Genomic DNA, 25,665 nt, shown 5'->3' on the forward strand with positions numbered 1-25,665 from the left:
CGCCATGTCTGCCACACCGTCCTTGGCCCGCAGGCTGACCCTGCCGCAGGCGATCGTGATCGGCGTCGGCTCCATGGTGGGCGCCGGGGTGTTCTCCGCCCTCGGCCTGGCCGCCGCGCACGCTGGGGCATGGTTGTTGGCCGCCCTGGCGCTGGCCGGGCTCACCGCCTGGGCCAATGCCACGTCCACCGCGCAGCTGGCCGCAGTCCACCCCACCTCGGGCGGGGCGTACACCTTCGGCCGCAGACAGCTCAATGACACGGCAGGGTTCATCGCCGGCTGGGGGTTCGTGACCGGCAAGTCCGCCTCCGTGGCCGCCATGGCCTACACCTTCGCCCTCTATGTGGCACCGGGTGACCCCAGCACCGACTGGACGCCGCGCTGGGTGGCGGTGGCCGCCGTCGTGGTGATCACCGGGGTGAATCTGCTGGGCATCACCCGCACCGCCCAGGCCACCATGGCGATCGTGGTCCCGGTGGTGCTGATCCTGGTGGTGGTGATCATCGCCGCCTTCAGCGGCTCACCGCAGCAGTTCCCGACGACGGCCGGCACCTCCCAGCCCGGCTCGCTGTGGGGCGTGGTCCAGGGGGCGGGGCTGCTGTTCTTCGCCTTCGCCGGGTACGCCCGGATCGCCACGCTGGGCGAGGAGGTGGTGGACCCGCGGCGGTCGATCCCCCGTGCCGTGATGAGCGCGCTGGGCTTCACCCTGGTGCTCTATGTGGTGCTGGCTGTGGCGCTGCTGCAGGTGCTGGGGGCCGAAGGACTGGCGGGGTCGCCTGCCCCCGTGCGGGACGCCGTGGAGGCGACCCTCGGGTCGGGGTGGGTCTGGCTGGCCGTGGTGGGAGCCGCGCTGGCGAGCCTGGGGTCCATGTTGAACCTGGTGGCGGGGATCTCCCGCACAGCGTTGGCCATGGCGCGTGAGGGCGATCTGCCGCGGCCGTTGGCCCGGGTGGACGAGCGGACCTCGGTGCCGTGGGTGGCCCAGGTGGTGACGGGCGTGGTGGTGATCGGACTGGTGCTGGCCACAGACATCCTCACCGTGGTGGGGTTCAGCTCCTTCGGTGTGCTGGTGTACTACGCGGTGTCCAACCTGGCCGCGAGCACGCTGCAGGAGCGGGTGATCGCCGGGCCCCGGTGGTTCAACCTGGTGGGGCTGGCGCTGTGCGTGCTGCTGGCCGTCACGCTGCCCCCGGTCTCGGTGTTGACCATGCTGACCGTGTTCGCCGTGGGCCTGGTGGGCCGGGCCGTGGTCGGTCGAGCGTCTGCTCGGTGACCTGGATGACCCCGCCCTCACCCTGTCCAGTGAGCCCGGCGGCTGAGGATGGAGGTGGCCGCCGTCAGGCCTGTCAGGCCTGCACCACCTGCGGGACGAGGTCCGCCGCCGGCGGGGTCCAGGTCTCCGGGTCAGCGTCCACCTGCTCGCCGGAACGGATGTCCTTGACCTGGTGGGTCAGCGCACCGTCCTCACCGACCTCAGAGAACCAGACGAAGGGGATCCCACGGCGGTCGGCGTACTTGATCTGCTTGCCGAACTTCTCGGCGGACACGGCCACCTCGGCTGCGACCCCGCGTGCGCGCAGCAGCTGGGCGGTGTCCTGCGCGGCGCTCCAGGAGTCCTCGTTGGCCAGGGTCACGTAGACGGCGGTGGGCACGGAGCGGCTGGCAGTGGCCATCTGCTGGGAGAGCATGCGCATCACCAGTCGGGTGACACCGATGGACAGGCCCACGCCCGGGAACACGCGGTTGCCCTTGGACGCCAGCGCGTCGTACCGGCCGCCGGAGCAGATCGAGCCCAGCTGCTCGTGTCCGGTGAGCACCGTCTCGTAGACCGTCCCGGTGTAGTAGTCCAGGCCGCGGGCGATCGACAGGTCGGCCACCGCACGTCCGGGGGCGCGGCGGTGCAGCTCACCGATCACCTCGGTCAGCTCGGCCAGCCCCACCTCCAGCAGCTCGTGCTCCACACCGAGCGCGCGGACCTGCTCCACGAAGGAGGTGTCCTCGGTCCGGATCTGCGCCAGCGCCAGGGCTTGGGCGGCCTGCTCGGCGGTGGCGCCGAGCTCCTCCTGGAGCAGCTCGGCCACGCGCTCGGCGCCGACCTTCTCCAGCTTGTCGATGGAGCGCAGCACCCCGGCGGTGTCCTCCAGCCCGATCCCCCGGTAGAAGCCCTCGGCGAGCTTGCGGTTGTTGATCCGCAGCGTGAAGTCCCCGATCGGCAGGGCGCCCAGGGCCTCGGCGATCACCAGGGCCACGTCCACGTCGTACCGGAACGGCAGGGTGCCGTCACCCACCACGTCGATGTCCGCCTGCGTGAACTCCCGGGCCCGCCCCTCCTGAGGACGTTCACCGCGCCAGACCTTCTGGATCTGGTAGCGGCGGAACGGGAAGGCCAGGTGGCCGGCGTTCTCCACCACGTAGCGGGCGAAGGGCACGGTCAGGTCGAAGTGCAGGGCCAGTCGCTTGGGGTCGTTGGGATCCTTGGCCTCCGCGCCTGACTGGGCTGTCTGGTCCTCCTGGAGCCGGGAGACCGCGTAGACCTCCTTGTCGATCTCCCCCTTGCGCAGCAGCTGTCCCAGGGTCTCCACCGCGCGGGTCTCGATCGAGCTGAAACCGTGCAGCTCGAAGGTCCGCCGCAGGATGTCCAGCACATGCTGCTCCACGATCCGCTCCGCGGGGAGCCACTCGTGGAAGCCGGACAGGGATGCCTTGCGGGACATGGGAGACCTTCTCATCGGTTCAGGGACAGGACGTGACACGCGTGGACACCCGTGATCAGAAGGAGCCCCACAGACAGGCCCGTCCCGACGACGGCCACACGCCTTCACATTCTAGGTCGCCCGTCCTTCGGCTCGGCGTTCCCGTCCAGGTGACCGCGGTGCGTCAGATCCGTCCCACCGGTGCATCCGTGCCGGTAGGCTGGCCGTGATCGTGTCCGTGCCCCCTGCGCGCACCCAGTCCTGGGGTCGGTGCAGGGCACCGAAAGAGAGTTCCAGCGGTGACCACCAGTCAGCAGCCCGACGACCAGCCCACCACCCCCGCCGAGGACATGCCCGTCCCCGCACCGGCCGACCAGACCGACCTTCCTGCGGCCGAGGCCGAGACCGCAGCGGTGCTGGAGTCGGTGGAGAGCACCGAAGCTCCGGCGGCCGCCGCCGGAGAGGACCAGCCGCAGGACCAGGCTCAGCAGGGCACTCCGGCAGCTGAGCAGGCACCGGAGGCCGAAGCCGCGCCCACGGCAGAGGAGCCCACGGCCGCACCGGCGGCGCCCTCTGCACCCAAGCCTGCCGCGGTCCCCCAGCCGCCCACGCCCGGTGCCCCGTCTCCGGCGTCTCTGCCCAAGCTGGCCCAGCGCCCCGGCGGCTCCGGCGCCAAGGGGGCTGGCAAGAGTGGGGCCAAGCCCGCCGCCGCTCCCCTGGTCGCCCCGGCCTACTCCACGCCGTTGGAGGAGGCCGCCCAGTTCGCCCGGGTCAGCGAGGACGGCCATGTGACCCTGCTGGACAACGGTGAGGAGGTCCAGGTCGGGCAGTACCCGGACGCCACCGAGCAGGAGGCCCTGGCCTACTTCGTGCGCAAGTACGACGACGTCGTCTCCCAGACCATGCTGCTGGAGCAGCGCGTTGCCGCCGGAGCTCCGGCCGGGGAGATCCAGAAGACCCTGGACCACCTGCAGGATACGGTCGAGGCCCGCGGCATGGTGGGCGATCTGCCCACGCTCCGGGACCGACTCGCCGCCCTGCAGGACACCTTGGACGAGCGTCGCACCGCTGACAAGGCAGCGCTGGAGGCCGCGCAGGCTGAGCAGCTGGCTGTCCGTGAGGGCATCGTCGCTGAGGCGGAGGACTGGGCTGCCAAGGACCCTCACCAGGTCCAGTGGAAGCAGGCCAGCGCACGCATGGCCGAGCTGTTCGATCAGTGGAAGGCCGCCCAGAAGGCCGGTCCTCGTCTGGGCAAGTCGGTCGAGGACGGACTGTGGAAGCGCTTCCGTGCCGCCCGAACCACCTTCGACAAGCACCGCCGCGCCTTCTTCTCCCAGCTGGATGCCACCAATGCCGAGGCCAAGTCGGTCAAGGAGAAGCTGATCGCGCGCGCCGAGAAGCTCTCCAGCTCCACGGACTGGGGCCCCACCACGGCGGCCTACCGTGACCTGATGGATGAGTGGAAGGCCGCGCCACGGGCCTCACGCAAGGAGGACGACGCCCTGTGGGCCCGCTTCCGGGGTGCCCAGGACACGTTCTTCGCCGCTCGGAAGGCCGCCAACGACGAGATCGACCGGGAGTACGGGGACAACCTGAAGGTCAAGGAGCAGATCCTCGCCGAGGGCCAGAAGCTGCTGCCGTTCACCGACCTCAAGGCCGGCCGTGCAGCGCTCAATGACCTCCGTGGCCGCTGGGAGGACGCAGGGCGGGTCCCCCGCAAGGACATCTCCCGCATGGAGTCGGGATTCCGCAAGCTCGAGGAGGCGCTGAAGCAGGCCGAGGACGAGCACTGGCAGAAGACCAATCCGGAGACCCAGGCTCGGACCAGCTCGGCGGTGAGCCAGCTGCAGGAGACGATCGCCGGACTGGAGAAGGACCTGGAGCAGGCCCAGGCCCAGGGTGATCAGAAGAAGATCACCCAGGCCCAGGAGGCCCTGGACGCACGGCGTCAGTGGCTGGAGATGCTCCAGGCCTCCCAGAGCTGACTCTCCCGGTGCAGCCTCCCCTACGGAGAGGTTGTCCACAGCTGTGGCCCGGCCCCGTGCCGGGCCACAGCTGTCTCTGCCACCCTGGAGGAGTGCACCCCACTGACGACCCCGCGACCGACCACGCACTGCTGGTCCCCGGCCGCCCGTTCACCGCGCCCGAGCTGCAGCTGATGGCCCAGACAGGCATGGTCCGGCCTCTGCTCGGAGGCCTCTACCGCTCAGCGGCCACTCCGGCCGACGCCGCCCTGCGGGCCGCAGCGGTGCTGCAGATCGCCGCCCCCGTGCTGGCGGGCCACTGGTGTGCCGTGGGCAGGACTGCAGCGTGGGTCCACGTCGGCGGGACGGCACCCACACGGCTGGAGGCGGCCGTCAGCCACTTCCACCGTCCACCTGCCCTGGCCGTGGCCCTGCCCCTGGTCCTGCGTCAGCTCGACGTCGCCGCCCCGGCAGGTCACACCGCTGAGGCACAGGAGGACGTCCAGATCCTGCACGGACTGCGGTGCACGACTCCCGACCGGACGTTGGAGGACCTGCTGCGGGACAGCGCCGACGGCAGCGTGGACTTGGCTCTGGAGCACACCGTGCAGCGCCTCGCCGGATGCACTCACCCCGCCGCGCTGCGTGCGCGATTCGAACGCCGGCGCAGGTTACCGGGCATGCTCCAGGCCCGCGAACGGCTCGAGGCGGTCCTGGAGCGCACCGTGGTCACGGTCTGACCGGAACGGTGCTCAGCGGGACTCTCGGTGCTGCTGCCGCCCCGAGGTGCGGTAGACGTCGTACACGCCGTCGATCCGGCGCACTGAGGAGAGCACGTGGCTCAGGAACTTCGGGTCTCCGAGCTCGAAGACGAACTTGCTGATCGCCACCCGGCTCCGGGAGGTGTTCACCGAAGCCGAGAGGATGTTCACGTGGTGCTCGGCCAGCACCCGGGTCACGTCCGAGAGCAGTGACTTGCGGTCCAGGGCCTCCACCTGGATCTCCACCAGGAACACGGAGGACTGGGTGGGGGCCCAGGAGACCTCGACCATGCGCTCGGGCTCCTGGGTCAGCGGACCCACATTGGAGCAGTCCGCGCGGTGCACCGAGACACCCGATCCGCGGGTGACGAAGCCCACGATCTCATCCGGCGGCACGGGCGTGCAGCACCGGGCCAGCTTGACCATGACATCGGCCGAGCCCTGGACCACCACGCCGGAGTCGGAATGGCGCGGCGCCCGGGAGACCTGCGTGATCGGCACGGTGTCCAGGCTCGGCTCGGACTCGACCGGTTCGGTCAGTGCCTCCAGGTGCTCCATCACGTTCTGCGCCGAGACGTTTCCGTCACCGATGGCCGCATACAGACCCGGGACATCCGGCAGGCTCAGGACGGTGGCGACCTCGCCGAGTGCCTCCGCGCTCATCAGCCGGTGCAGGGGCAGGTTCATCCGCCGCAGCTGACGGGTCAGCTGCTCCTTGCCCTTCTCGATCGACTCCTCACGGCGCTCCTTGGAGAACCACTGCCGGATCTTGTTGCGCGCTCGAGGGCTGCGCACGAAGTTCATCCAGTCCTGGCTGGGGCCGGCCCCTTCGGTCTTGGAGGTGAAGACCTCCACCCAGTCGCCGTGGGCCAGCTCGCTGTTGAGGGGCACCAGCTTGCCGTTCACGCGGGCCCCGATGGTGCGGTGACCCACCTCGGTGTGCACGGCATAGGCGAAGTCCACCGGCGTGGAGCCGGCCGGCAAGGCCATCACCTCCCCCTTGGGGGTGAAGACGAAGACCTCAGCGGCGTCGATCTCGGTGCGCAGCGACTGCAGGAACTCGTTCGGGTCCTTGGTGTCCTTCTGCCAGTCCATGACCGAGCGCAGCCAGGCCGGGGTGCCCTCCACGGTGCCGGCAGCACCGCCCTCACCGGTCTGCGCCTGGTTCTTGTACTTCCAGTGCGCGGCCACGCCGTACTCGGCACGCCGGTGCATCTCGTGGGTGCGCAGCTGGATCTCCACCGGCTTGCCGCCCGGACCGATCACCGTGGTGTGCAGCGACTGGTACATGTTCAGCTTGGGCATGGCGATGTAGTCCTTGAACCGCCCCGGCAGCGGACTCCAGGTGGAGTGCAGCACACCCAACGCGCCATAGCAGTCCCGCACCGAGTCGACCAGCACGCGCACGCCGATCAGATCGTGGATCTCGTCGAAGTCCTTGCCCCGCACGATCATCTTCTGATACACGGAGTAATAGTGCTTGGGCCGGCCGGTGACCACGGCCTTGATCCGGGCTTCCCGCAGCTGACGCTCGATCTCACCGCGCAGTCCGGTGAGGTTCTTCTCCCGCTCCGGGGTGCGCTCCCCCACCAGTCGCACGATCTCGGCGTACACCTTGGGATGCAGGGCGGCGAAAGAGAGGTCCTCCAGCTCCCACTTGATGGTGTTCATACCCAGCCGGTGGGCCAGTGGAGCGTAGATCTCCAGGGTCTCCTTGGCCTTCCGGGCGCTGGACTCCGGGGAGACGTACCTCCAGGTCCGGGCATTGTGCAGGCGGTCGGCGAGCTTGATCAGCAGCACCCGTACGTCCTGGGCCATGGCCACGACCATCTTGCGCACGGTCTCGGCCTGGGCGGCGTCCCCGAACTTGACCTTGTCCAGCTTGGTCACGCCGTCCACCAGGTGGGCGGCCTCCTCGCCGAAGTCCTTGCGCAGCTGGTCCAGGGAGTAGCTGGTGTCCTCCACCGTGTCATGCAGCAGGGCGGCGGCCAACGTGTTCCCGGACAGGCCCAGTTCGGCCAGGATGGTCGCCACGGCCACCGGATGGGTGATGTACGGGTCCCCGCTCTTGCGCCGCTGACCGGCGTGGCAGGCCTCGGCCACCTCGTAGGCCCGGATGATCAGGTCCAGGTCCTCCTTGGGTTGCCGGACCTTCAGGGTGCGGATCAGCGGTTCCAGGATCGGCGAGTAGGCCGTGACGTGACGACCGGTCAGCCGGGCCAGACGACCGCGCGGACGCCGCGAGACGACGGTGCCCACACCTGCCGTGGACGCACTGCCCACCGGGCTGGGAGCCGCCTCCCCTGCTGGGGCGGTTGCGACGTCGTCGGGACCGGTCTCCTGGCGTGAGCCGGCGGGGCCGGGCGCGCTGGTTCCTTCGGGCTGAGCAGGGTTCGCTGTCACCGCTGTCCTTCCCGCGGGCCGAGGTCCGCTGCCATGGTCATCCGTGCTCACGGAGAGTCCGCGAGGAGGATGCACTCCAGCTTAGTGCGCCGGACGCTCCTCCAGGTCCGCGCCGGGCTTGCGTGCGGCAGCGGCCTCCTTCTCCTCCAGCTCGGTCTCGAAGGTCGCGGCGTACTCGGCCGGCTCCTCGCCCACGCGCTGGTCCAGGACCTTGCGGTCGTGGGCCTGGATGGACGGTTCGTTGCGGCGCAGCAGCGCGTACAGCGGGGCCTGGATGAACAGGGTGGCCAGGGTGCCCACGATGATGCCCACGAACAGGGCCAGCGCGATGTCACGCAGGGTACCGGCGCCCAGCAGGAACACGCCGATGAACAGGATGGAGCCCACCGGAAGCACGCCCACCATGGAGGTGTTGATGGAGCGGACCAGGGTCTGGTTGATGGCCAGGTTGACGTTCTCAGCGAAGGTGCGGCGGGAGTCCTCCAGGGAGGTCTCCGTGTTCTCTCTGATCTTGTCGAACACCACCACCGTGTCATACAGGGCGTAGGAGAGGATCGTCAGGAACCCGATGATGGCCGAGGGCGTGATCTCGAAGCCCACGGCACCGTAGATCCCGGCCGAGAGGGCCACCACATAGAGCAGGCCGATCACGGCGGCCAGGGACATCTTCCAGGTCCGGAAGTACACAGCCATCAACAGGGCCACCAGGACCACGAAGATGATCAGGCCCAACAGCGCCTGCTGTGAGACGGCCTCTCCCCAGGTGGGGCCGATGAAGTTGGAGGTGACCTGGTCCTCGCCCACCCCGTAGGCCTGCTGGAGGCGGTCGCCCACGGCCAGGGTCTGGGTGTCGTCCAGCTGCTCGGTCTGGACCCGCATGGTGCCGGGGGCGATGTTGGTCACCGTGGACTCGGACTCAGGCGCGGCCTCGGACATGGCGGCCTGCCCCAAGGACGGATCGGTGTTCTCCACTCCGGAGACGGTGAACTCGGATCCGCCACGGAACTCGATGCCCAGATTGAATCCGCCGCGCATCATCGTCAGGCCGCCGCTGACCAGCAGCAGCAGGGCGGCGATGGCGAACCACAGCTTCCACTTCTGGACGAACGGGTAGGAGCGCTTTCCGGTGTAGAGCTCGTTGCCCCACTGTGCCAGTGACGTCACTTGGAGTCCTCCCCGTCCTGGGTGCGGATGGTGTCAGGGCCGGCGGCGTGGCTGCCGCCGCGGGGGCGGCGGCCGGCCTGATCGGCCTCGGCCGGGCTGAGGGTGGTGGATGAGCCAGGGCGGGAGCTCAGGGCCTCGCCCACCGGGGTTCCGGCCAGCTGCTCCTGCCGTTCGGCGCGCCGACGCTCAGCGATGGTCTGGCGGCGCTCGGCCTCCTTGGCGGATCTGGCACTGCGGCGAGCCGCCTTGCCGCCGCCGTTGGCGCCGGCCCCGTTGGCCGCTGCCGCGGCCCGAGGACGGAAGGCACGGACCTGGCCGGCGCCCTTGTAGAGCGGCTCCACGCCCAGCAGCGACGGATCCAGTCCGGACCAGCGGTGGCCGCCGCCGAAGAACCGGGTCTGAGCCAGCAGGCGCATCACCGGGTGGGTGAACATGAAGATCACGATCAGGTCAGCCACGGCGGTCAGGCCGAGGGTGAAGGCGAAGCCGCGGACGTTGCCCACGGCCACGAAGTAGAGCACGACGGCGGCCAGCAGGTTCACGGCCTTGGAGGCGGTGATCGTCCGCTTGGCGCGGGCCCAGCCCAGCTCCACGGCCGCCTCCAGGCTCTGTCCGGACCGCAGCTCGTCCTTGATGCGTTCGAAGTAGACGATGAACGAGTCGGCGGTCAGGCCGATGGCCACGATGATGCCGGCGATGCCGGCCAGGGAGAGTCGGTAGTTGTCCGACCAGCCCAGCAGCACGATCGCCAGGTAGGTCAGGACGCCGGCCACCACCAGGGAGGCGATGGTGACCAGTCCCAGCACGCGGTACTGGAAGAAGGAGTAGACCGCCACCAGGATCAGGCCGATCAGTCCGGCGATCAGTCCCATGCGCAGCTGGTCGGAGCCCAGCGTGGCCGAGATCTGCTGCTCGGACTGGATCTCGAAGCTGATCGGCAGCGCGCCGTAGCTGAGCTGCTCGGCCAGCCCCTGGGCGGTCAGCTCGGTGAAGCTGCCGGTGATCTGTGCGCGTCCGTCGGTGATGACGGCATTGGACTGAGGTGCCGTGATGACCGCACCGTCCAGCAGGACGGCGAACTGCTTGCGCGGGTCACCGTCGGCGAAGGGGGTCAGTCGGGTGGTGACATCGCGGAACTTCTCGGTGCCCTCGTTCGTGAAGGACAGATTGACGGCCCACTGGTTGGTGGAGACGCCGGTCGGCGACTGGGTCATCCCGTAGTCGGCGTCGGCGATCTCGGTGCCCTTGACCTCCACCGGTCCCAACAGGTACTTGATGGCCGGCATGCCCCGCTCTTCATCGGCAGGCTGGCAGGCCACGGTCCCCTGATCAGCCGGCTTCGGCTCACGATTGGGGTTCGCCAGTTCGGCCGCGCAGTCCATGGCCTCGAACTCGGCGGCCAGCTCGGGAGTGATCCAGGCCGGGTCGGAGCCGTTGGCCGGTTCGCCCTCGGGCTGGGGGAAGTCCTCCAGCGCGGTCCGCTCCTCCTCCGGCACAGGATCACCGCCGGCGATCGAGAGCACGGAGCGGAACTCCATGTCCGCGGAGGCCTGGATCAGCTGCCGCGTCCGCTCATCGGGGATGCCCGGCAGGGAGACGACGACATTGCTGCCGCCCTGCGTGGCGATCTCTGCCTCGGAGACACCGGAGCCGTCCACGCGCTGACGGATGATCTCCACCGCTTGGCCCAGCTGCTCCTCCGTGGCCTGCTGACCACCACTGACCTGGGGCGCCAGGACCATCTGCGTGCCGCCCTCCAGATCCAGTGCGAGCTTGGGGGCGCCATCGGTCTGGCCGGTGGCCACGCCGACGCCGAGGGCAGCGGTGAGGGCGAGGGTCAGGGCCAGCAGCCACCACAGGGTGCGCTTGGCCCGACCTCGGGGGGTCTTGTCAGACATGGAGAGGACGGCTTTCGTTCAGCGGAGTGTCATCAGGCGCCGGGGTGCCCCGGCCGCAGGGAGGTCAGGCCTGAGGGCGACCGGTGTCCGGGCGGGGGTCCTGTGGGTCGATGGGACCGCGGGGGTCGGTGGGGTCACCGGCCGGGCGCGTCGACTCACCGTTGAGGTCATAGTCGCTGCCCTGCTCGTAGGCCGGGGCCTCGAAGCCCTCTGCCTGGGCGGCGGCCTCAGTGCTCACCGGATCGATGACCTGGCCGATGGCCTGCATGTGCACGGTGGCGGTGTTGCCCGGCGAGAGCTCCAGGACGACCTTGTTCTCCTCCTGGTCCACGGAGACGACACGACCGAACAGGCCCATGGAGGTCATCACCTCGACGCCGGGGGCGACGGTGGAGCGCATCTCCTGCTGCTGCTGCTGGACCTTCTTGCTCTTGCGGAACATGAAGAAGATCATCAGGCCGAACAGCGCCAGCATGATCAGCAGGAACGGATCGAAGCCCGGAGCGGCCTGCTGGCCGTTCTGGGCGAGGACGGAGGCGGTCGGGGCGAGGTCGAAGACGCTCAGAGGCATGAAGGAGACACCACATTCAGGTTCGGGGCACAGGTCAACTGGGTCAGTCTAGGGGCTGAACCTGTGACTGAGCGGAACATGAGCCTGCCGCGTGTGGTCCGAGCCACACGCCGGGCGCTCGCTCGGCCCCAGGTCACGGGGAGAAGAGCGTGTCCGTGGGGTCGTCGTCGGGCAGACCAGAGCCTCCAGCCTCCTGCGCGGCGCCGGCGGCGACCGTCCAGAAGGCGGCCCCGGGAGCCTCGGGCGGGGGCTGGAGTCCCAGGTGCTCCCAGGCGGCCGGCATGGCGATGCGCCCGCGCGGCGTGCGTCCCAGCAGTCCCTCCCGCACCAGGTACGGCTCGGCGACGGTCTCCACGGTCTCGACCTCCTCGCCCACGGCGATGGCCAGGGTGGACAGGCCCACCGGGCCGCCGCCGAACTTGGTGCACAGCGCCTGGAGCACGCCGCGGTCCAGACGATCCAGGCCGCGCGCGTCCACCTCATACATGTCCAGGGCTGCGGAGGCGGCGCGGGCGTCCACCTGGTCCAGGCCCTTGACCAGAGCCCAGTCCCGCACCCGGCGCAGCAGCCGGTTGGCGATGCGCGGAGTGCCCCGGGAGCGGGTGGCGATCTCAGCGAACGCCGCCGAGTTCAGCGCCAGGTCCAGCAGCAGGGCCGAGCGACGCAGCACCAGCTCCAGCTCTGCGCTGCTGTAGAACTCCAGGTGACCGGTGAAGCCGAACCGGTCCCTGAGGGGACCCGGCAGCAGACCGGCGCGCGTGGTGGCCCCAACCAGGGTGAACGGCGGGATCTCCAACGGAATCGAGGTGGCTCCGGCGCCCTTGCCGACCACGATGTCCACGCGGAAGTCCTCCATGGCCATGTAGAGCATCTCCTCGGCCGGACGGGACATCCGGTGGATCTCATCCAGGAAGAGCACCTCCCCCTCGGTCAGGGAGGAGAGGATGGCGGCCAGGTCACCGGCATGCTGAATGGCCGGTCCGGAGGAGATGCGCAGGGGCGCGTTCATCTCCGCGGCGATGATCATCGACAGCGTGGTCTTGCCCAGGCCCGGCGGGCCGGAGAGCAGGACGTGATCGGCGGTCTTGCCGCGCAGGCGGGCGGCCTCCAGGACCAGGGAGAGCTGTTCGCGGACCCGGTGCTGGCCGACGAAGTCGTCCAGGGTCCTGGGGCGCAGGGCCGCCTCGAGTTCACGCTCCTCGGCCTCGGCGCCGGGGGCGACCATCCGCTCCTCGGGTGACATGGACACCGACTACCGCCCGCTCCGCGCGGTCTGGCCCTGACCGAGATGCCGCAGCGTGGCTCGCAGGACGGCGCCCACATCCCCGGACTCCTCGAGCTCGGGCTGGTGAGCCAGGGTGGAGGTGACGGCCTTCTCGGCGTCCTTCTCCGACCAGCCCAGACCCGTGAGGGCCTCGAGCACCTGATCGGTCCAGGGCGCCGCAGCGGGGGTGGCCGCGGCAGGGCCGGAGCCGGACTCCTCCGTACCGGTGGGGACCAGCTTGTCCGCCAGTTCCAGGATCATCCGCCGCGCTCCCTTGGGACCGATGCCGGGGACCTTGGTGAACGCCTTGTCATCCCCGCCGGATGCGGCCACGCGCACCGCCTCCGGGGTGTGCACCGCCAGCACGGCCAGCGCCAGCCGCGGGCCGATCCCGGAGACGCCCAGCAACACCTCGAACACCTCACGCTCATCCGGCGTGCCGAAGCCGTAGAGAGTCAGGGAGTCCTCACGCACCACCAGGGAGGTGTGCACGGTGCCGGTCTCCCCCAGACGCAGTCCGGCCAGGGTGTGCGGGGTGGCGTGGACGAGCATCCCCACGCCGGAGACATTGAGGACGGCCTGATGCAGACCCACATGGTCCACCGTGCCGGTCAGGGAGGAGATCACAGGCAGCTCCGAGCGCGAGAGGATTCGAACACATCTACGAGGTACGCGTCCACCCTAGCGCGTGTTCCGGAGCACTCAGGCACCGCCACGCCCTCCAGGGCGCCGCCCGCCCGCCGCCTTCTTCTCGGCGGCCAGCCAGGCCTTCTGGGCCGCCGTCATCCCGCCACCCTGACCGCGGGAGGCGCCGGGCGTCGTCGGGAACCTGGAGGGGCGTGCCGGGCTGGTGAGGGAGGCGGTCTCCAGGCCTCGGCCCATCAGACCCCCGCGCCAGGCATGGGTGATGGCCAGGGCGATGGCGTCCGCGGCATCGGCCGGACGGGGCGGGGCGTCCAGGCGCAGGATCCGCGTCACCATGGAGGTGACCTGCTCCTTGCCGGCGTTGCCGTTGCCGGTCACGGCCGCCTTCACCTCCGAAGGCGTGTGCAGGGCCACCGGGATGCCAGCCCGGGCGGCGGCGGCGATCACGACACCGGAGGCCTGCGCCGTGCCGACCACCGTAGGGGTGTTGTTCTGCGCGAAGACGCGTTCCACCGCCAGATGGTCCGGCCGATGCAGCTGCAGCATGCGCGTGATGGCGGCATCGATCTCCAGCAGCCGTGCGTCCAGGGTGTGGTCCGCCGGGGTGCCGACCACCGTGACGTCCACCAGCGTGGCCGTGCGTCGAGCCGTCACATCCACCACGGCGATGCCGCAGCGGGTCAGCCCGGGGTCCACCCCGATCACCCGCAGTGCGGTGGGCTCACCTCGAGCCGTGCGGTCGCCGACGCCCCCGCCCGTGTCCACGGTCGAGATCAGTCCTCGTCCAGCTGCTCGATGACCTCGGCGGGGATCTCCACGTTGGAATAGACCGACTGGACGTCGTCCAGTTCCTCCAGGGCCTCCTCCAGACGGATGAACTTCTTGGCTCCGTCCAGGTCCAGCTCGACCTTCATGGAGGCCACGAACTCGGCCTCGTCGGTGTCGTAGTGGATGCCGGCCTCATCCAGCGCGGCAGCAACGGCCTGCAGGTCGGAGGGGTCGCACAGCACCTCGAAGCTGTCCCCCGACTGCACGACCTCCTCGGCACCGGCGTCCAGCACGGCCATCAGGATGTCATCCTCGGTGTTGCCCTCGGCAGGCAGGCGGACCACACCGGTGCGAGCGAACAGGTAGGCCACCGAACCGGGGTCGGCGATCGTGCCGCCGTTGCGGGTGACGGCCACCCGGACCTCGGAGGCGGCGCGGTTCTTGTTGTCGGTCAGGCACTCCACCATCAGTGCGGAGCCGTTGGGTCCTCGGACCTCGTACATGATCTCGGTGTAGTCGATGACCTCACCGGTCAGGCCGGCGCCACGCTTGATGGCCCGCTCGATGTTGTCGTTGGGCACCGACTGCTTCTTGGCCTTGGTCACCGCCAGGTCCAGTGCGGGGTTGCCGGAGAGGTCGGCACCGCCGGCGCGGGCAGCCACTTCGATCCCCTTGATGTACTTGGCGAAGGCCTTGGCGCGCTTGGCGTCCAGGGCGGCCTTCTTGTGCTTGGTGGTGGCCCACTTGGAATGCCCTGCCATGTGCTCTCCTCTCGAGGCCGAGCCCGTGAGGCGTCCGGCCGAGTGCTGGTGGTCGTCCGGCTGTGCAGCTGGTGGTGCCACTGCGTCCGGCTCTGCAGAAAGTCCGCGCCCGAGTCTACCGGCCGATCCCGGCGCGGCACTCCCCTGGCCGCACAGAATGTGAAACAGTTGCTGTCCATGACTGTGACTGACCCCGCCCTGGCCGAGAACCCGCTCCTGACCCCGTCCGATCTCCCCTACGGCCTGCCGGACTTCGCGGCCCTCCGGGACGAGCACTTCGCTCCGGCCTTCCGTCACGCCGTGGCGCTGCACCGTGAGGAGCTCGAGGCGATCGCCGCGGACACCTCAGAGCCCACCTTCGAGAACACCTTCCTGGCGCTGGAGCGCTCGGGCCAGCTGCGCCGCTGGGTGGAGATGGTCTTCTACACGCTCGTCCCTGCGGACGGCACTGAGGCCCGTCAGCAGATCCATGAGGAGCTCGAGCCCGTGCGTTCGGCCCACGAGGACGCGATCTACCTCAACGAACGGCTCTTCGCGCGCCTTTCGGCCGTGGACCGCACTGCGCTGACCGGGGAGGACGCCCGGCTGGCCGAGGTGGTCCTGCAGGAGTTCATCCTGCGCGGAGCCGGCCTGGACGCACCGGCCAAGGCCCGACTGGAGCAGATCAACGAGCGCCTGGCGGTGCTCGGTGCCCAGTACAACCGTCGGATGGTCGCCGAGAACGCGGCGCGCGCCGTCCTGATCACCGACCCCGCCCAGCTGGCCGGACTGAGCGATTCCGACCGCGCCGCCGCGGCGGACGCAGCAGCGGAGGCAGGGCACGACGACGGCCACCTCCTCACGCTCTCGATGTTCACCTCCCAGCCCTGGCTGGAGCAGCTGGAGGATCGAGACACCCGCCAGCGGGTCCATGAGGCCGCCTGGGCGCGCGGCACCGAGCCCGGAGAGCACTACGTGCTGGACATCGCCGCCGAGCAGGCCGCGCTGCGCGCGGAGAAGGCCGGACTGCTGGGCTACCCCACCTGGGCGGACTACGCCCTGCAGGACCGCACCGCCCCGGACCTGCCGGCGGTCCAGGAGCTGCTGGGTCGGCTGGTCCCCGCCGCCACCGCCAACGCCCGACGCGAACGGGAACGACTGGAGCAGCTGGCCGGTCACCCGATCCAGCCCTGGGACTGGCCCTACTACTCCGCGCAGGTGGAGCGCGAGGACTACGCCGTGGACGCCGGCGCCCTGCGGCCCTACTTCGAGCTGGACCGCACCCTGACCCAGGGCGTGTTCGCCGCCGCCACAGCTCTGTACGGCATCACCTTCCGGGAACGCACCGATCTGGCCGGATACCACCCCGATGTGCGCGTCTGGGAGGTCTTCGACGCCGACGGCACCGGACTGGGACTGTTCCTGGGTGACTTCTACACCCGTCCCACCAAGTCCGGCGGTGCGTGGATGAACCCCATCCGGGAGCGCTCCACGGAACTGGACGAACGGCCCGTGGTGGTCAACAATCTCAACATCCCCCATCCTCCCGCCGGTGAGCCCACTCTGCTGACCCTGGACCAGGTGACCACCCTGTTCCATGAGTTCGGCCATGCCCTGCACGGGCTGCTGGCGGAGGCCCGCTATGCCACCCTCTCCGGCACCTCGGTCCCCCGGGACTTCGTGGAGTTCCCCTCGCAGGTCAACGAGATGTGGATCCAGTGGCCGCAGATCGTCCAGGCCTACGCCCGTCACGTGGACACCGGAGAGCCGTTGGATCCTGCGGCGCTGGAGTCGCTCCAGGCCGCCTCGCTCTGGGGCGAGGGCTTCTCCACCACCGAGTACCTGGGTGCGGCCCTCCTGGACCTGGCCTGGCACGCGCTGCGCCCCGGCGAGACGGTGGCGGACCCGTTGGCGTTCGAGGCCGAGCAGCTCACTGCGGGCGGTCTGGACCCGCAGCTGGTGGCGCCGCGCTACCGCTCCAGCTACTTCAAGCACATCTTCTCCGGCGGATACGCCGCGGGCTACTACTCCTACATCTGGTCCGAGGTGATGGACGCGGACACCGTGCAGTGGTTCCAGGAGAACGGCGGGCTGACCCGGGAGAACGGCGACCGCTTCCGGGCCGAGCTGCTGGCCCGGGGCAACACGCGGGACCCCATGGAGTCCTACCGTGCCTTCCGTGGGCGGGACCCGGAGCCGCAGCCGCTGCTGGAGCGGCGCGGGCTGGCCTGAGTCAAGACGTCAGCTGCGGCACCCCGGGCCGGGGCGAGGTGAGCACGGCGGAGAGCCAGATGCTCACCGCCCGGTGCCACTTCTCCGGGTCCACGTTCCATTCCCGCGTGTGCCTGGCCTGACGGAACCGGACGAAGGAGACCAGCTGAGGTGCCTTGGCGGCCAGTTCCACGGAGGGGCCCAGGGGCACGAAGTCGTCGTCCTCGGAGTGCAGGATCAGGGTGGGCACGCGCAGCTGTTCGGCGCGTGCCACCCAGTTCATCGCCTTCAGGTCCACCGGGGCGGCCAGCCCGGTGGCCCAGCGACCGGCCTTGTTGGACATCAGCCACTGCCCGAGCTTTCCGGACGCCTCCGGGAGTCGGTTGGCCTTGGCCTGGTGGGCCAGCACGTCGATCCAGTTGATGACCGGCCCGTCCAGCACCATGGCGGCCACCGCGGTGGCGGCCAGCTCGGAGCGGTCCACCAGCTGCAGGCAGACGGCCCCGCCCATGGACCAGCCGAACAGGACCACCTCGGTGGCCCCCTGGTCCAGGGCATAGGCCACCGCGGCCTCCACGTCCTGCCATTCAGTGGTGCCGAGGCCGTACCGTCCGTCCGGCGCGGCCGGGGCATCACCGTCGTTGCGGTAGGAGATCATCAGCGAGGTCATGCCCAGGGACCGCGCCGTGCTCACCGCGCGGATCCCCTCGGTGCGCTTGGTGCCCCGCCCGTGAACCATCACCGCCCAGGCGCCCTCGCCGGGCCGTCGTCGGGAGCCGTCCTTGAGCGGCTCCGGGCGCACCAGCCAGGCCGGTGCGGAGCCGTTCTCCACCGGGATCTTCACGTCCTCGGTCTCATACCCCGCCGCGCGCGGATCGGGGTAGACGAATCCGGTCCACCGTCCCCGCACCGCGCGGGTGATGTCTCCGGAGTAGACCTGCTCCACCTGGCGCTGCACGGTGCCGTCCCGCGGGTCGAACGAGGTCACCGCGCCGATCCGTGCCACGGAGGCACCGCCGTCGAACACCAGGGAGTAGGTGCCGGGCACTGTGGTCTCCTCCGTGGCCGGCAGGATGATCTCCTGACCGGTCTCACCGTGCACCACCGCCAGGATCTCCAGATCCTCCGCCGGGGTCTTGACCGGGGTCACCACGGTGCGCGCGAACACGCCGGCCAGACCGGAGACAGCCCCGGCCGCCAGGGACCCGGCCACCACGCCGGCGCCGGCGGCCAAGGAGGACCACTTCACGGTGGGGGCCGCCTTCTGCACCCCCCTGCCGATCCGCTGGGTCACAGCGGCACGGAGCGGGGACAGTCCGGAGGAGGTGGCGGCGCGCGAGCTCATGCTCCATTGTCACCACCGACCTGCCCACCCCGTCCACTCGGCGGGTCCGGCGTGGCGCAGGGCTCGGAATGGCTGCCCTGCCCGTGGTGTTATGGGGGTGTGAGCGATCATCAGAGTCCCCAGACCCCAGACCAGCCGGCCACTGCCACGGACCACCACGACGACGGCCCCTCGCCTCAGGTGGGGCAGGTCACCGATGACCAGTGGCGCGAGCGTCTCACCCCGGAGGAGTTCCATGTGCTGCGCCAGGCCGGCACCGAGCGCCCCTACACCGGCGAGTACTGGGACACCCACACCGAAGGCGTCTACTCCTGCCGGGCCTGCGGCACCGAGCTGTTCCGGTCCCAGCAGAAGTTCGACTCGCACTGCGGGTGGCCGTCCTTCTTCGCCCCCCTGGCCGAGGACCGGGTGGAGTACATCCGAGACATGAGCATGGGCATGGAGCGGATCGAGGTGCGCTGCCGAAGCTGCGGCTCGCACATGGGACATGTCTTCCAGGGCGAGGGCTATGACACCCCCACCGATCTGCGGTACTGCATCAACTCGATCTCCCTGACCCTGCAGCCCGCCGACCCTGCAGCGGGCGCATGAGCGCGGACACCGTGTCCGAGGGCGTCTCCCGGCGTGGCTTCGCCTCGGACAACTATGCCGGCGTCCACCTCGAGGTGCTGCAGGCCTTGGCCCGCGCCAACGTCGGACATGAGCCGGCCTACGGCGGGGACTCCTGGACCGCGCGTCTGCAACAGCTGGTGACCCAGGAGTTCGGCGAGCGGGCCGCGGTCCATCCTGTGTTCAACGGCACGGGAGCCAATGTGGTGGCTCTGCAGGCCATGCTCCCGCCGTGGGGCGCGGTGATCTGCGCCGAGTCCGCACACATCCACCAGGACGAGGGCGGGGCGCCGGAGCGGGTCGGCCGGACCAAGCTGTTCACGGTGCCCACTCCTGACGGCAAGCTCACCCCGGAACTCGTGGACCGCCAGGCTCACGGCTTCGGATTCGTCCACCGGGCCCAGCCGGCCGTCGTCGAGATCGCCCAGGTGACCGAGCTGGGCACCGTCTACACGCCGGAGGAGATCCGGGCCCTGAGTGACCACGCCCATGGACTGGGCCTGGGCGTGCTTATGGACGGGGCCCGGCTGGCCAACGCTGCGGCCGCCCTGGAGGTGCCCCTGCGTGCCTTCACCACGGATGCCGGCGTGGACCTGGTCTCCTTCGGGGGCACCAAGAACGGTGCCCTGGGAGCCGAAGCGGTGATCGTGCTGAATCCGGATGCGGTGATCGGCGGCGGCACCGGCCGGGGGCAGACCGCCACCACGTCCGGACTGGCGGTGGAGCATCTGCGCAAGGCCTCCATGCAGCTGGCCTCCAAGATGCGCTTCATCTCCGCGCAGCTGGTCGCACTGCTGGAGGACGGCCTGTGGCTGCGCTCAGCCCGTCACGCCAATGCCATGGCCGCCCTGCTGGCCGCAGCAGTGGAGCCGTTGGACGGCGTGCGCCTCACCCAACGCCCCGAGGCCAACACCGTCTTCGCCGTGCTGGACCCCGCCGTGGCCGATCGCGTCCGCGCGCAGTTCCCGTTCTACGACTGGGACCGATCCACTGGAGAGGTCCGGTGGATGACCTCCTGGGACACCACTGCGGACGATGTCACCGGCTTCGCGCTCGCTCTGCAGGAGGCCCTGGCCTCAGCGCGCTGACGGCGTGGTGCCGACGCCGGTGGCCGCACCGGATCTACCGTGGTGTCCGTGACTGTGATAGGCCACCACCCCGCCGAGCTGCAGCGCCTCCCCGGAGACTTCCGGTCCGCGCTGAGCGGACTGCGGCGCGCCCGATCCCGGCGTGAGGTCACCCTCGAGGAGATCCCGGCCCCGAGCCGTCTGGCCCCCTATGCAGTGGCCCTGGCGGCCGAGGTCCACGACCATCCTCCCGGCGAGGACGACGCCCCGGCCCAGGAACTGGCCACCGGTCGGTTCATCCTGCTGCACGATCCCGCCGGCTCAGCCGTCTGGAACGGCACCTTCCGCGTGGTCACCTACATCCGCGCCTCTCTGGAGGCCGACCTCGGCAACGATCCCATGGTCGGGGCGGTGGCCTGGACCTGGCTGGTGGAGGCACTGGAGAGCCACCGGGCCCAGTACAGCGAAGCTGGCGGCACGGCCACGCGCGTGCTCTCGGAGAGCTTCGGTGGACTGGCGGGTCGCCCGGACACGATCGACATCGAGCTGCGTGCCTCCTGGACCCCGGCGGGCCCCGATTCGACGGCTCATCTGGAGGCCTGGTCAGACATGGTCTGCGCCTTCGCCGGATTGCCTCCCGTGCCGGAGGGCGTCACCCCACTGCCCCGCATCAGGAGGAACTGACATCACCGCTGAGACCGAACCGGCACCCGTCACCACTGCTGGCCTCGACGACGGCCCCGATCAGGCCCCGATCTCTGAGCCGCGCCTGATCACCGAGCCCGCCGGCGGGCTTCCGTTCCTGACCACCACAGCTCAGGAGCTGGATCGCTGCGCAGACCTGCTGGCCCACGGGACCGGCCCGGTGGCAATCGACGCCGAGCGCGCCTCGGGCTTCCGCTACGGCCAGCGGGCCTTCCTCGTCCAGATCAAGCGCGAGGGTGCCGGGATCTGGTTGATCGATCCCGAGGAGTTCGAGGACCTGACGGTGATCCAGGAGGCCCTCTCCGGGGTCGAGTGGATTCTCCACGCAGCCACGCAGGACCTTCCGTGCCTGTCCGAACTGGGGCTGTGGCCGGACCGCCTGTTCGACACCGAACTGGCTGGCCGGATCGCCGGGCTGCCCCGCGTCGGGTTGGCCGCCATGCTCGAGTCCCTGCTGGGCGTGACCCTGGCCAAGGAGCACTCTGCCGCCGACTGGTCCCAGCGCCCTCTGCCGCAGGACTGGCTGACCTACGCCGCCCTGGACGTGGAACTGCTGGTGGAGCTGCGTGAGGCGATCATCGGCCTGCTGGAGGAGCAGGGGAAGATGGACTGGGCCCAGGAGGAGTTCGAGGCCGTCCGCACCGCTCCCCTGCCCGGCCCTCGGCAGGATCCGTGGCGGCGCACTTCCGGGATGCACAAGCTGCGCCGCCCCCAGCAGCTGGCGGTGGTCCGTGAACTGTGGAACGCCCGGGAGACGCTGGCTCAGAGCAGGGACACTGCCCCTGGGCGCCTCATCCCTGATTCGGCGATCGTGGCGGCGGCGGCCGCGCAGCCGCAGACCGTCCCCGACCTGCTCAAGACCCAGGGCTTCCACGGTCGGGCCGCCGGCCGCGAGGCTCCGCGTTGGCTGCGGGCCATCAAGGACGGGCAGCAGGCTGCACGGGAGCCCGGGGGCCTGCCTGCTCTGCACCTGCCCCAGGACGGACCGCCGCCCCCGCGCGCCTGGAAGGACCGTGACCCCCTCGCGGACCGTCGCCTGAAGACGGCCAAGGCCTGGATCGGCCGGCGCGCGGACGAGCTGACGATCCCCACCGAGAACCTGCTGACTCCGGACACCCTGCGGCGGGTCTGCTGGCGACCGCCGTCCCCGATCGACCCAGACACCGTGGCCGCTGCGCTCACCGCCCTCGGGGCCCGCCCGTGGCAGGTCAGGATCACCGCCCCCATCATCACCGTCGCCCTGCTGGATCCCGATCCGGCCGAGTGAACCGCCGAGGGTCCGCACTCCTTGAGCGACCTGTTACTGGCCGGTAACATTCGGGGCGAGACCACCGAACCCCCGCTCAGGAGTGTCATGACCACTGCAGATCGTTTCGACCGCTTCCACGAACTGGCCGCACTGTTCCCCGACGAGGTGATTACCCGCGCTGAGGTGACCGACCTCGACCTCCCCGGCGACAGAGGAACCCTGGCGCTGCTGACCCTGGACAACCACGCGGGACCGCGCCGGCCCACCACGCTGGGCCCGAACTCCCTGATCGGCATCGGCGAGGTCCTGGACGTGCAGGCCCAGCGCGCTCGAGACGGCCAGATCGCCGCCGTGGCGATCGTGGGCAAGCCCGGCTTCCTGGTGGCCGGCGCCGACCTGGGTTCCATCAAGCGCCTGACCCGCCATGAGCACGGTCAGCTGATGGCCGAGCTGGGACACGAGGTGTACAACACCCTCACGGACTTCCCGGTCCCCTCCTTCGCCTTCATCAACGGCATGGCCCTGGGCGGTGGGCTGGAGATCGCTCTGGCCTGCCAGTACCGCACCATCTCCACCGCTGCCGCTGGGCTCGGGCTGCCGGAGACCCACCTGGGGCTGATCCCGGGCTGGGGCGGCGTGTGGAAGTCCCCGCGGCTGATCGGACCGGAGGCTGCCGCCACCCTGATCTTCGAGAACCCCCTCAACGGCAACCGCACCCTCAAGGGCGCCGCTGCCTACGAGCTGGGCCTGGCCGACGCGCTGCTGGACGCCGGACAGGATCCCGCCGACACCACCGCCTTCGTCCAGGCTTCGGTGGACTGGGCCGCCCAGGTGGTGGCCGGCGACGCGCAGGCCCTGGAGCAGATCGAGCGGCACCGCAGCCGGGACACCTCCGAGGAGGCCTGGGGCCGCGCGGTGCAGAAGGCCGAGAGGATCGTGCAGGCCAAGACCGGTGGGCATGTCCCCGCGCCGGCTCGGGCCCTGGAGGTGTTCGCCCAGGGCCAGCACCGCACCCGTGAGGAGTCCGCGCAGGCCGAATGCGACGCTCTGGCGGATCTGATGCAGACCCCTGAGTTCCATCACACCGTCTATGCATTCCTGGACGTGGTGCAGAAGCGTTCCAAGAATCCGGCGGGCGCGCCCTCGGCGGACTTGGCCCGGCCGGTCCGCAAGGTGGGCGTGGTCGGCGCCGGGCTGATGGCCGGCCAGCTGGCCCTGTTGTTCGCCCAGCGCCTCCAGGTGCCCGTGGTGATGACCGACATCGATCAGGAGCGCGTGGACCGCGGGGTCTCCTCCGTCCACGAGCAGGTGGACAAGCTGGTGTCCAAGGGCCGGCTGAAGTCCGAGATGGCGGAGGGCCTGAAGGGACTGGTCTCCGGCTCCGTCTCCAAGGACGTCTACGCCGACGCCGACTTCGTCATCGAGGCCGTCTTCGAGGAGATGGGCATCAAGAAGCAGGTCCTGAGCGAGCTCGAGGCGATCGTCTCTCCCGAGTGCATCCTGGCCACCAACACCTCCTCGCTCTCGGTCACCGAGATGGCCTCGGTGCTCCAGCACCCCGAGCGCATGGTCGGGTTCCACTTCTTCAATCCGGTGGCCGTGATGCCCCTGCTGGAGATCGTCCGGGGCCCGCGGACCACCGACGAGGTGCTGGCCACGGCCTTCGACACGGCCAAGACCCTGGGCAAGACCGCCGTGCTGGTCCAGGACGCCACGGCGTTCGTGGTCAACCGGATCCTGCTGCGTCAGATGGGTGAGATCCAGAACTCCTTCGACCAGGGCACGCCGGCCGAGGTGGCCGACCATGCCCTGGATCCGATGGCGCTGCCGATGACGCCGTTCACCCTGCTGGCCATGGTGGGCGTGCCGGTGGCCCAGCATGTCACCGAGTCCTTGAACGCCTCCTTCGGAGATGAGCGCTTCCCGGTCTCCCAGAACCTACAGGCCCTGGTGGACCACCGGGTGAAGGGGATCTGGGCTGAGGACGGCTCGAAGACCATCCCGGAGCAGACTCTGGCACTGATGGAGTTCGGGGACGCTCCCCAGACCTCCGAGGAGCTGCTGGTCCGCGTCCAGGACGCCCTGGCCGAAGAGATCGGCCTGATGCTCGACGAGGGCGTGGTGGCCGATGCCGAGGACATCGACCTGTGCATGATCCTGGGCGCTGGGTGGCCGCTGCACCTGGGCGGGATCACCCCGTACCTGGACGAGGTCGGAGCCTCAGAGCGAGTCAACGGCCGCCGCTTCCACACCTGAGACACCGCAGCCCGCCCTGCAGAGACGGGCCCAGCCACGCACACTGTGTGGCCGGGCCCGTCCGGCATTCGGCCTGGCCTCAGAAGCCGAAGCCGCGCAGGGCGAAGGCCGTCATGTTGTCGTCCATCCCCTCCAGCGCCTGGGCCAGGGAGTCCACCGGGACGGACACGGCTGGACCGCCCCAGTCGCTCATCACCACCTGCTCTCCGGCCAGCCAGTGGGTGGCGAGCACCAGTCCGTGGCTGAGAACCTCCACCCTGTCCGCCACCAGCGTCTGCCCGTCGGGCCGCTGGACCGGCTCGGCACCACGGCGGACCATCCGGGCGGGCGAGGGTGCCAGGGTCCCGGTGAAGAACTGGGACTCCTCGAGCCGGATGTACTCCGCCCCGGACGTCCCCTGCGCAGCCAGCTGCTGCAGCAGCATCCATTCTCCGTAGCTGGGCAGGGCGTCCCGGTCCAGGCCGGCGCGCTCTCGGTCCACGCTCACCCGCTGGGTCGCCGAGGAGTCCTGGAAGGTGCAGGCGCGCCATCCCTGGACAGTGGCCCCCGCGGAGAGGGTGATCGTGGACTCGGAGAGGAATCGCTCTGCCGGCCCCGCACGATGCTCCCCGGGCCGCGCCCCGCCGAAGGCTGTGCGGGTGGTCAGCACTCCGTCCTGCACGGAACGGAGCAGGAAGCCCGCCCGCCGACCCTCGAAGTACATCGTCTCCCAGCGCTCCATGCGCCCTCCTGTTCCGTCTCGGGTGTCTGATCCATTCTGTCCTGAACGCCACGGTGCCGCCACGCGCAGGCCTGGATTCGCCGGGGACGGCATCGACCCCGGATAATGGGGGGATGACCTCCTCCGATCGCTCCTCTGCCCCTGACCGCGTCCCGTCCCCGGAGGACACCTCATGCTGTGGCGGGTGCGGCCCCACACGGCGGACCTTCCTGGAGCGGGGGGCCCTGATCGGAGCCGCCGGTGTGGCCGCTGTCGGGCTCTCCGGCTGCACCGACGCCATTCGGAACGAGCAGAACGCCCCCTCCCACCATGTGGGAGGCACTCCCACCCGGGCGATCGAGACCGCCGAGCTGCCCGTGGGCAATTCGGCGTCGGTGCAGCTGCGCGGCCGCATTCTCCTGATCCACCGCTCTGCCGAGCAGACGGTCCACGCGTATTCGGCCGTGTGCACGCATCAGGGCTGCACGGTCGGGCTGGGAGAGCGTCAGGGGGAACCGACCTTCGCCTGCCCCTGCCACGGCTCCCACTTCGATGTCACCACGGGAGTGCCCTACGGCGGCCCGGCCCGCAAGCCACTGACCGAGTTCACCGCAGCGGTGGACGGTGACTGGATCACCGTCACCCTCTGAGC

Annotated in this window: 21 protein-coding genes; 10 read left to right on the forward strand and 11 right to left on the reverse strand. The window is 70.0% G+C overall.

Translation table 11 applies throughout. From position 1 onward, the window contains the following. The first annotated feature begins 4 nt into the window (after positions 1 to 4). On the forward strand, positions 5 to 1,273 hold the full coding sequence (locus tag ACEXHE_RS03550; RefSeq protein WP_374784723.1) for an APC family permease: 1,269 nt from the start codon (positions 5 to 7) through the stop codon (positions 1,271 to 1,273). Positions 1,274 to 1,346: 73 nt separating this feature from the next. On the opposite strand, the gene hisS is transcribed toward ACEXHE_RS03550, so the two are convergent. Continuing rightward, positions 1,347 to 2,714, reverse strand: a complete 1,368-nt coding sequence (gene hisS, locus ACEXHE_RS03555; RefSeq protein ID WP_374784724.1) for a histidine--tRNA ligase — start codon at positions 2,712 to 2,714, stop codon at positions 1,347 to 1,349. A 278-nt stretch (positions 2,715 to 2,992) separates the two neighbouring features. Here hisS and ACEXHE_RS03560 point away from each other — a divergent pair, with 278 nt between their 5' ends. Both ACEXHE_RS03560 and ACEXHE_RS03565 read left to right on the forward strand, forming a co-directional pair. Continuing rightward, positions 2,993 to 4,678, forward strand: coding sequence for a DUF349 domain-containing protein (locus ACEXHE_RS03560; protein WP_374784725.1), 1,686 nt, complete (start codon positions 2,993 to 2,995; stop codon positions 4,676 to 4,678). Between the two features lie 92 nt (positions 4,679 to 4,770). Next, positions 4,771 to 5,397, forward strand: a complete 627-nt coding sequence (locus tag ACEXHE_RS03565) for a hypothetical protein (RefSeq protein WP_374784726.1) — start codon at positions 4,771 to 4,773, stop codon at positions 5,395 to 5,397. Positions 5,398 to 5,409: 12 nt separating this feature from the next. On the opposite strand, the gene ACEXHE_RS03570 is transcribed toward ACEXHE_RS03565, so the two are convergent. From ACEXHE_RS03570 to ACEXHE_RS03605, 8 genes are all read right to left on the reverse strand, one after another. Continuing rightward, the gene (locus ACEXHE_RS03570) at positions 5,410 to 7,821 is read right to left on the reverse strand and encodes a RelA/SpoT family protein (RefSeq protein ID WP_374784727.1); all 2,412 of its coding nucleotides are present in this window, start codon (positions 7,819 to 7,821) and stop codon (positions 5,410 to 5,412) included. Between the two features lie 81 nt (positions 7,822 to 7,902). Further along, positions 7,903 to 8,985, reverse strand: a complete 1,083-nt coding sequence (gene secF, locus ACEXHE_RS03575; protein ID WP_374784728.1) for a protein translocase subunit SecF — start codon at positions 8,983 to 8,985, stop codon at positions 7,903 to 7,905. Then, positions 8,982 to 10,883 carry a protein translocase subunit SecD gene (gene secD / locus ACEXHE_RS03580; protein WP_374784729.1) on the reverse strand — a complete coding sequence of 634 codons (1,902 nt, stop codon included), beginning with the start codon at positions 10,881 to 10,883 and terminating at the stop codon, positions 8,982 to 8,984. Before secD ends, secF begins: the two co-directional genes overlap by 4 nt. 64 nt (positions 10,884 to 10,947) lie before the next feature. Continuing rightward, a complete protein-coding gene (gene yajC, locus ACEXHE_RS03585) occupies positions 10,948 to 11,454 on the reverse strand; it encodes a preprotein translocase subunit YajC (RefSeq protein WP_356966526.1) in 507 nt (168 codons plus the stop codon). Between the two features lie 133 nt (positions 11,455 to 11,587). Beyond that, positions 11,588 to 12,697, reverse strand: a complete 1,110-nt coding sequence (gene ruvB, locus ACEXHE_RS03590; protein WP_356966528.1) for a Holliday junction branch migration DNA helicase RuvB — start codon at positions 12,695 to 12,697, stop codon at positions 11,588 to 11,590. A gap of 9 nt (positions 12,698 to 12,706) precedes the next feature. Then, positions 12,707 to 13,345: a Holliday junction branch migration protein RuvA gene (ruvA, locus tag ACEXHE_RS03595; protein ID WP_285178683.1), complete on the reverse strand. Its 639-nt coding sequence runs from the start codon at positions 13,343 to 13,345 to the stop codon at positions 12,707 to 12,709. A 75-nt stretch (positions 13,346 to 13,420) separates the two neighbouring features. Continuing rightward, positions 13,421 to 14,128 carry a crossover junction endodeoxyribonuclease RuvC gene (ruvC, locus tag ACEXHE_RS03600; RefSeq protein ID WP_260062594.1) on the reverse strand — a complete coding sequence of 236 codons (708 nt, stop codon included), beginning with the start codon at positions 14,126 to 14,128 and terminating at the stop codon, positions 13,421 to 13,423. A gap of 8 nt (positions 14,129 to 14,136) precedes the next feature. Then, positions 14,137 to 14,892, reverse strand: a complete 756-nt coding sequence (locus ACEXHE_RS03605; RefSeq protein ID WP_277245377.1) for a YebC/PmpR family DNA-binding transcriptional regulator — start codon at positions 14,890 to 14,892, stop codon at positions 14,137 to 14,139. A 177-nt stretch (positions 14,893 to 15,069) separates the two neighbouring features. Between ACEXHE_RS03605 and ACEXHE_RS03610 the strand changes: the two genes are divergently transcribed. Beyond that, complete coding sequence (locus ACEXHE_RS03610) at positions 15,070 to 17,103, forward strand: M3 family metallopeptidase (protein ID WP_374784730.1); 2,034 nt, start codon at positions 15,070 to 15,072, stop codon at positions 17,101 to 17,103. A 1-nt stretch (position 17,104) separates the two neighbouring features. On the opposite strand, the gene ACEXHE_RS03615 is transcribed toward ACEXHE_RS03610, so the two are convergent. Beyond that, entirely contained in the window at positions 17,105 to 18,427 is a 1,323-nt protein-coding gene (locus ACEXHE_RS03615; RefSeq protein ID WP_356966537.1) for an alpha/beta fold hydrolase, read from the reverse strand. Between the two features lie 99 nt (positions 18,428 to 18,526). On the opposite strand from ACEXHE_RS03615, the gene msrB reads away from it, so the two are divergent. The 5 genes from msrB (at position 18,527) to ACEXHE_RS03640 (ending at position 24,313) form a co-directional block, all read left to right on the forward strand. Continuing rightward, positions 18,527 to 19,018 carry a peptide-methionine (R)-S-oxide reductase MsrB gene (msrB, locus tag ACEXHE_RS03620; protein ID WP_374784731.1) on the forward strand — a complete coding sequence of 164 codons (492 nt, stop codon included), beginning with the start codon at positions 18,527 to 18,529 and terminating at the stop codon, positions 19,016 to 19,018. Continuing rightward, on the forward strand, positions 19,015 to 20,124 hold the full coding sequence (locus ACEXHE_RS03625; RefSeq protein WP_374784732.1) for a threonine aldolase family protein: 1,110 nt from the start codon (positions 19,015 to 19,017) through the stop codon (positions 20,122 to 20,124). Before msrB ends, ACEXHE_RS03625 begins: the two co-directional genes overlap by 4 nt. A 48-nt stretch (positions 20,125 to 20,172) precedes the next feature. Beyond that, positions 20,173 to 20,787 (forward strand): DUF3000 domain-containing protein, encoded by a 615-nt coding sequence (locus ACEXHE_RS03630; RefSeq protein ID WP_091696687.1) that lies wholly within the window; start codon positions 20,173 to 20,175, stop codon positions 20,785 to 20,787. 1 nt (position 20,788) lies between these two features. After that, entirely contained in the window at positions 20,789 to 22,075 is a 1,287-nt protein-coding gene (locus ACEXHE_RS03635; protein ID WP_374784854.1) for an HRDC domain-containing protein, read from the forward strand. An 87-nt stretch (positions 22,076 to 22,162) separates the two neighbouring features. Then, on the forward strand, positions 22,163 to 24,313 hold the full coding sequence (locus ACEXHE_RS03640; RefSeq protein WP_374784733.1) for a 3-hydroxyacyl-CoA dehydrogenase NAD-binding domain-containing protein: 2,151 nt from the start codon (positions 22,163 to 22,165) through the stop codon (positions 24,311 to 24,313). A gap of 79 nt (positions 24,314 to 24,392) precedes the next feature. Here the strand turns inward: ACEXHE_RS03640 and ACEXHE_RS03645 are convergent, their stop codons facing one another. Then, positions 24,393 to 25,034 (reverse strand): hypothetical protein, encoded by a 642-nt coding sequence (locus ACEXHE_RS03645; protein ID WP_091696310.1) that lies wholly within the window; start codon positions 25,032 to 25,034, stop codon positions 24,393 to 24,395. A 113-nt stretch (positions 25,035 to 25,147) separates the two neighbouring features. Between ACEXHE_RS03645 and ACEXHE_RS03650 the strand changes: the two genes are divergently transcribed. Then, entirely contained in the window at positions 25,148 to 25,663 is a 516-nt protein-coding gene (locus ACEXHE_RS03650; protein ID WP_218154319.1) for a ubiquinol-cytochrome c reductase iron-sulfur subunit, read from the forward strand. Positions 25,664 to 25,665 lie beyond the last annotated feature (2 nt).

The organism is Micrococcus sp. IITD107, assembly GCF_041927415.1.
In the GTDB taxonomy this organism is placed as follows: Bacteria; Actinomycetota; Actinomycetes; order Actinomycetales; family Micrococcaceae; genus Citricoccus; species Citricoccus terreus.

Coding starts and splice junctions, on each gene's coding strand:
- ACEXHE_RS03550 (WP_374784723.1), top strand. CDS start 5: ATGTCTGCCACACCGTCCTTGGCCCGCAGGCTGACCCTGCCGCAGGCG.
- hisS (WP_374784724.1), bottom strand. CDS start 2,714: ATGTCCCGCAAGGCATCCCTGTCCGGCTTCCACGAGTGGCTCCCCGCG.
- secD (WP_374784729.1), bottom strand. CDS start 10,883: ATGTCTGACAAGACCCCCCGAGGTCGGGCCAAGCGCACCCTGTGGTGG.
- yajC (WP_356966526.1), bottom strand. CDS start 11,454: ATGCCTCTGAGCGTCTTCGACCTCGCCCCGACCGCCTCCGTCCTCGCC.
- ruvB (WP_356966528.1), bottom strand. CDS start 12,697: ATGTCACCCGAGGAGCGGATGGTCGCCCCCGGCGCCGAGGCCGAGGAG.
- ACEXHE_RS03605 (WP_277245377.1), bottom strand. CDS start 14,892: ATGGCAGGGCATTCCAAGTGGGCCACCACCAAGCACAAGAAGGCCGCC.
- ACEXHE_RS03610 (WP_374784730.1), top strand. CDS start 15,070: ATGACTGTGACTGACCCCGCCCTGGCCGAGAACCCGCTCCTGACCCCG.
- ACEXHE_RS03615 (WP_356966537.1), bottom strand. CDS start 18,427: ATGAGCTCGCGCGCCGCCACCTCCTCCGGACTGTCCCCGCTCCGTGCC.
- ACEXHE_RS03625 (WP_374784732.1), top strand. CDS start 19,015: ATGAGCGCGGACACCGTGTCCGAGGGCGTCTCCCGGCGTGGCTTCGCC.
- ACEXHE_RS03640 (WP_374784733.1), top strand. CDS start 22,163: ATGACCACTGCAGATCGTTTCGACCGCTTCCACGAACTGGCCGCACTG.
- ACEXHE_RS03645 (WP_091696310.1), bottom strand. CDS start 25,034: ATGGAGCGCTGGGAGACGATGTACTTCGAGGGTCGGCGGGCGGGCTTC.
- ACEXHE_RS03650 (WP_218154319.1), top strand. CDS start 25,148: ATGACCTCCTCCGATCGCTCCTCTGCCCCTGACCGCGTCCCGTCCCCG.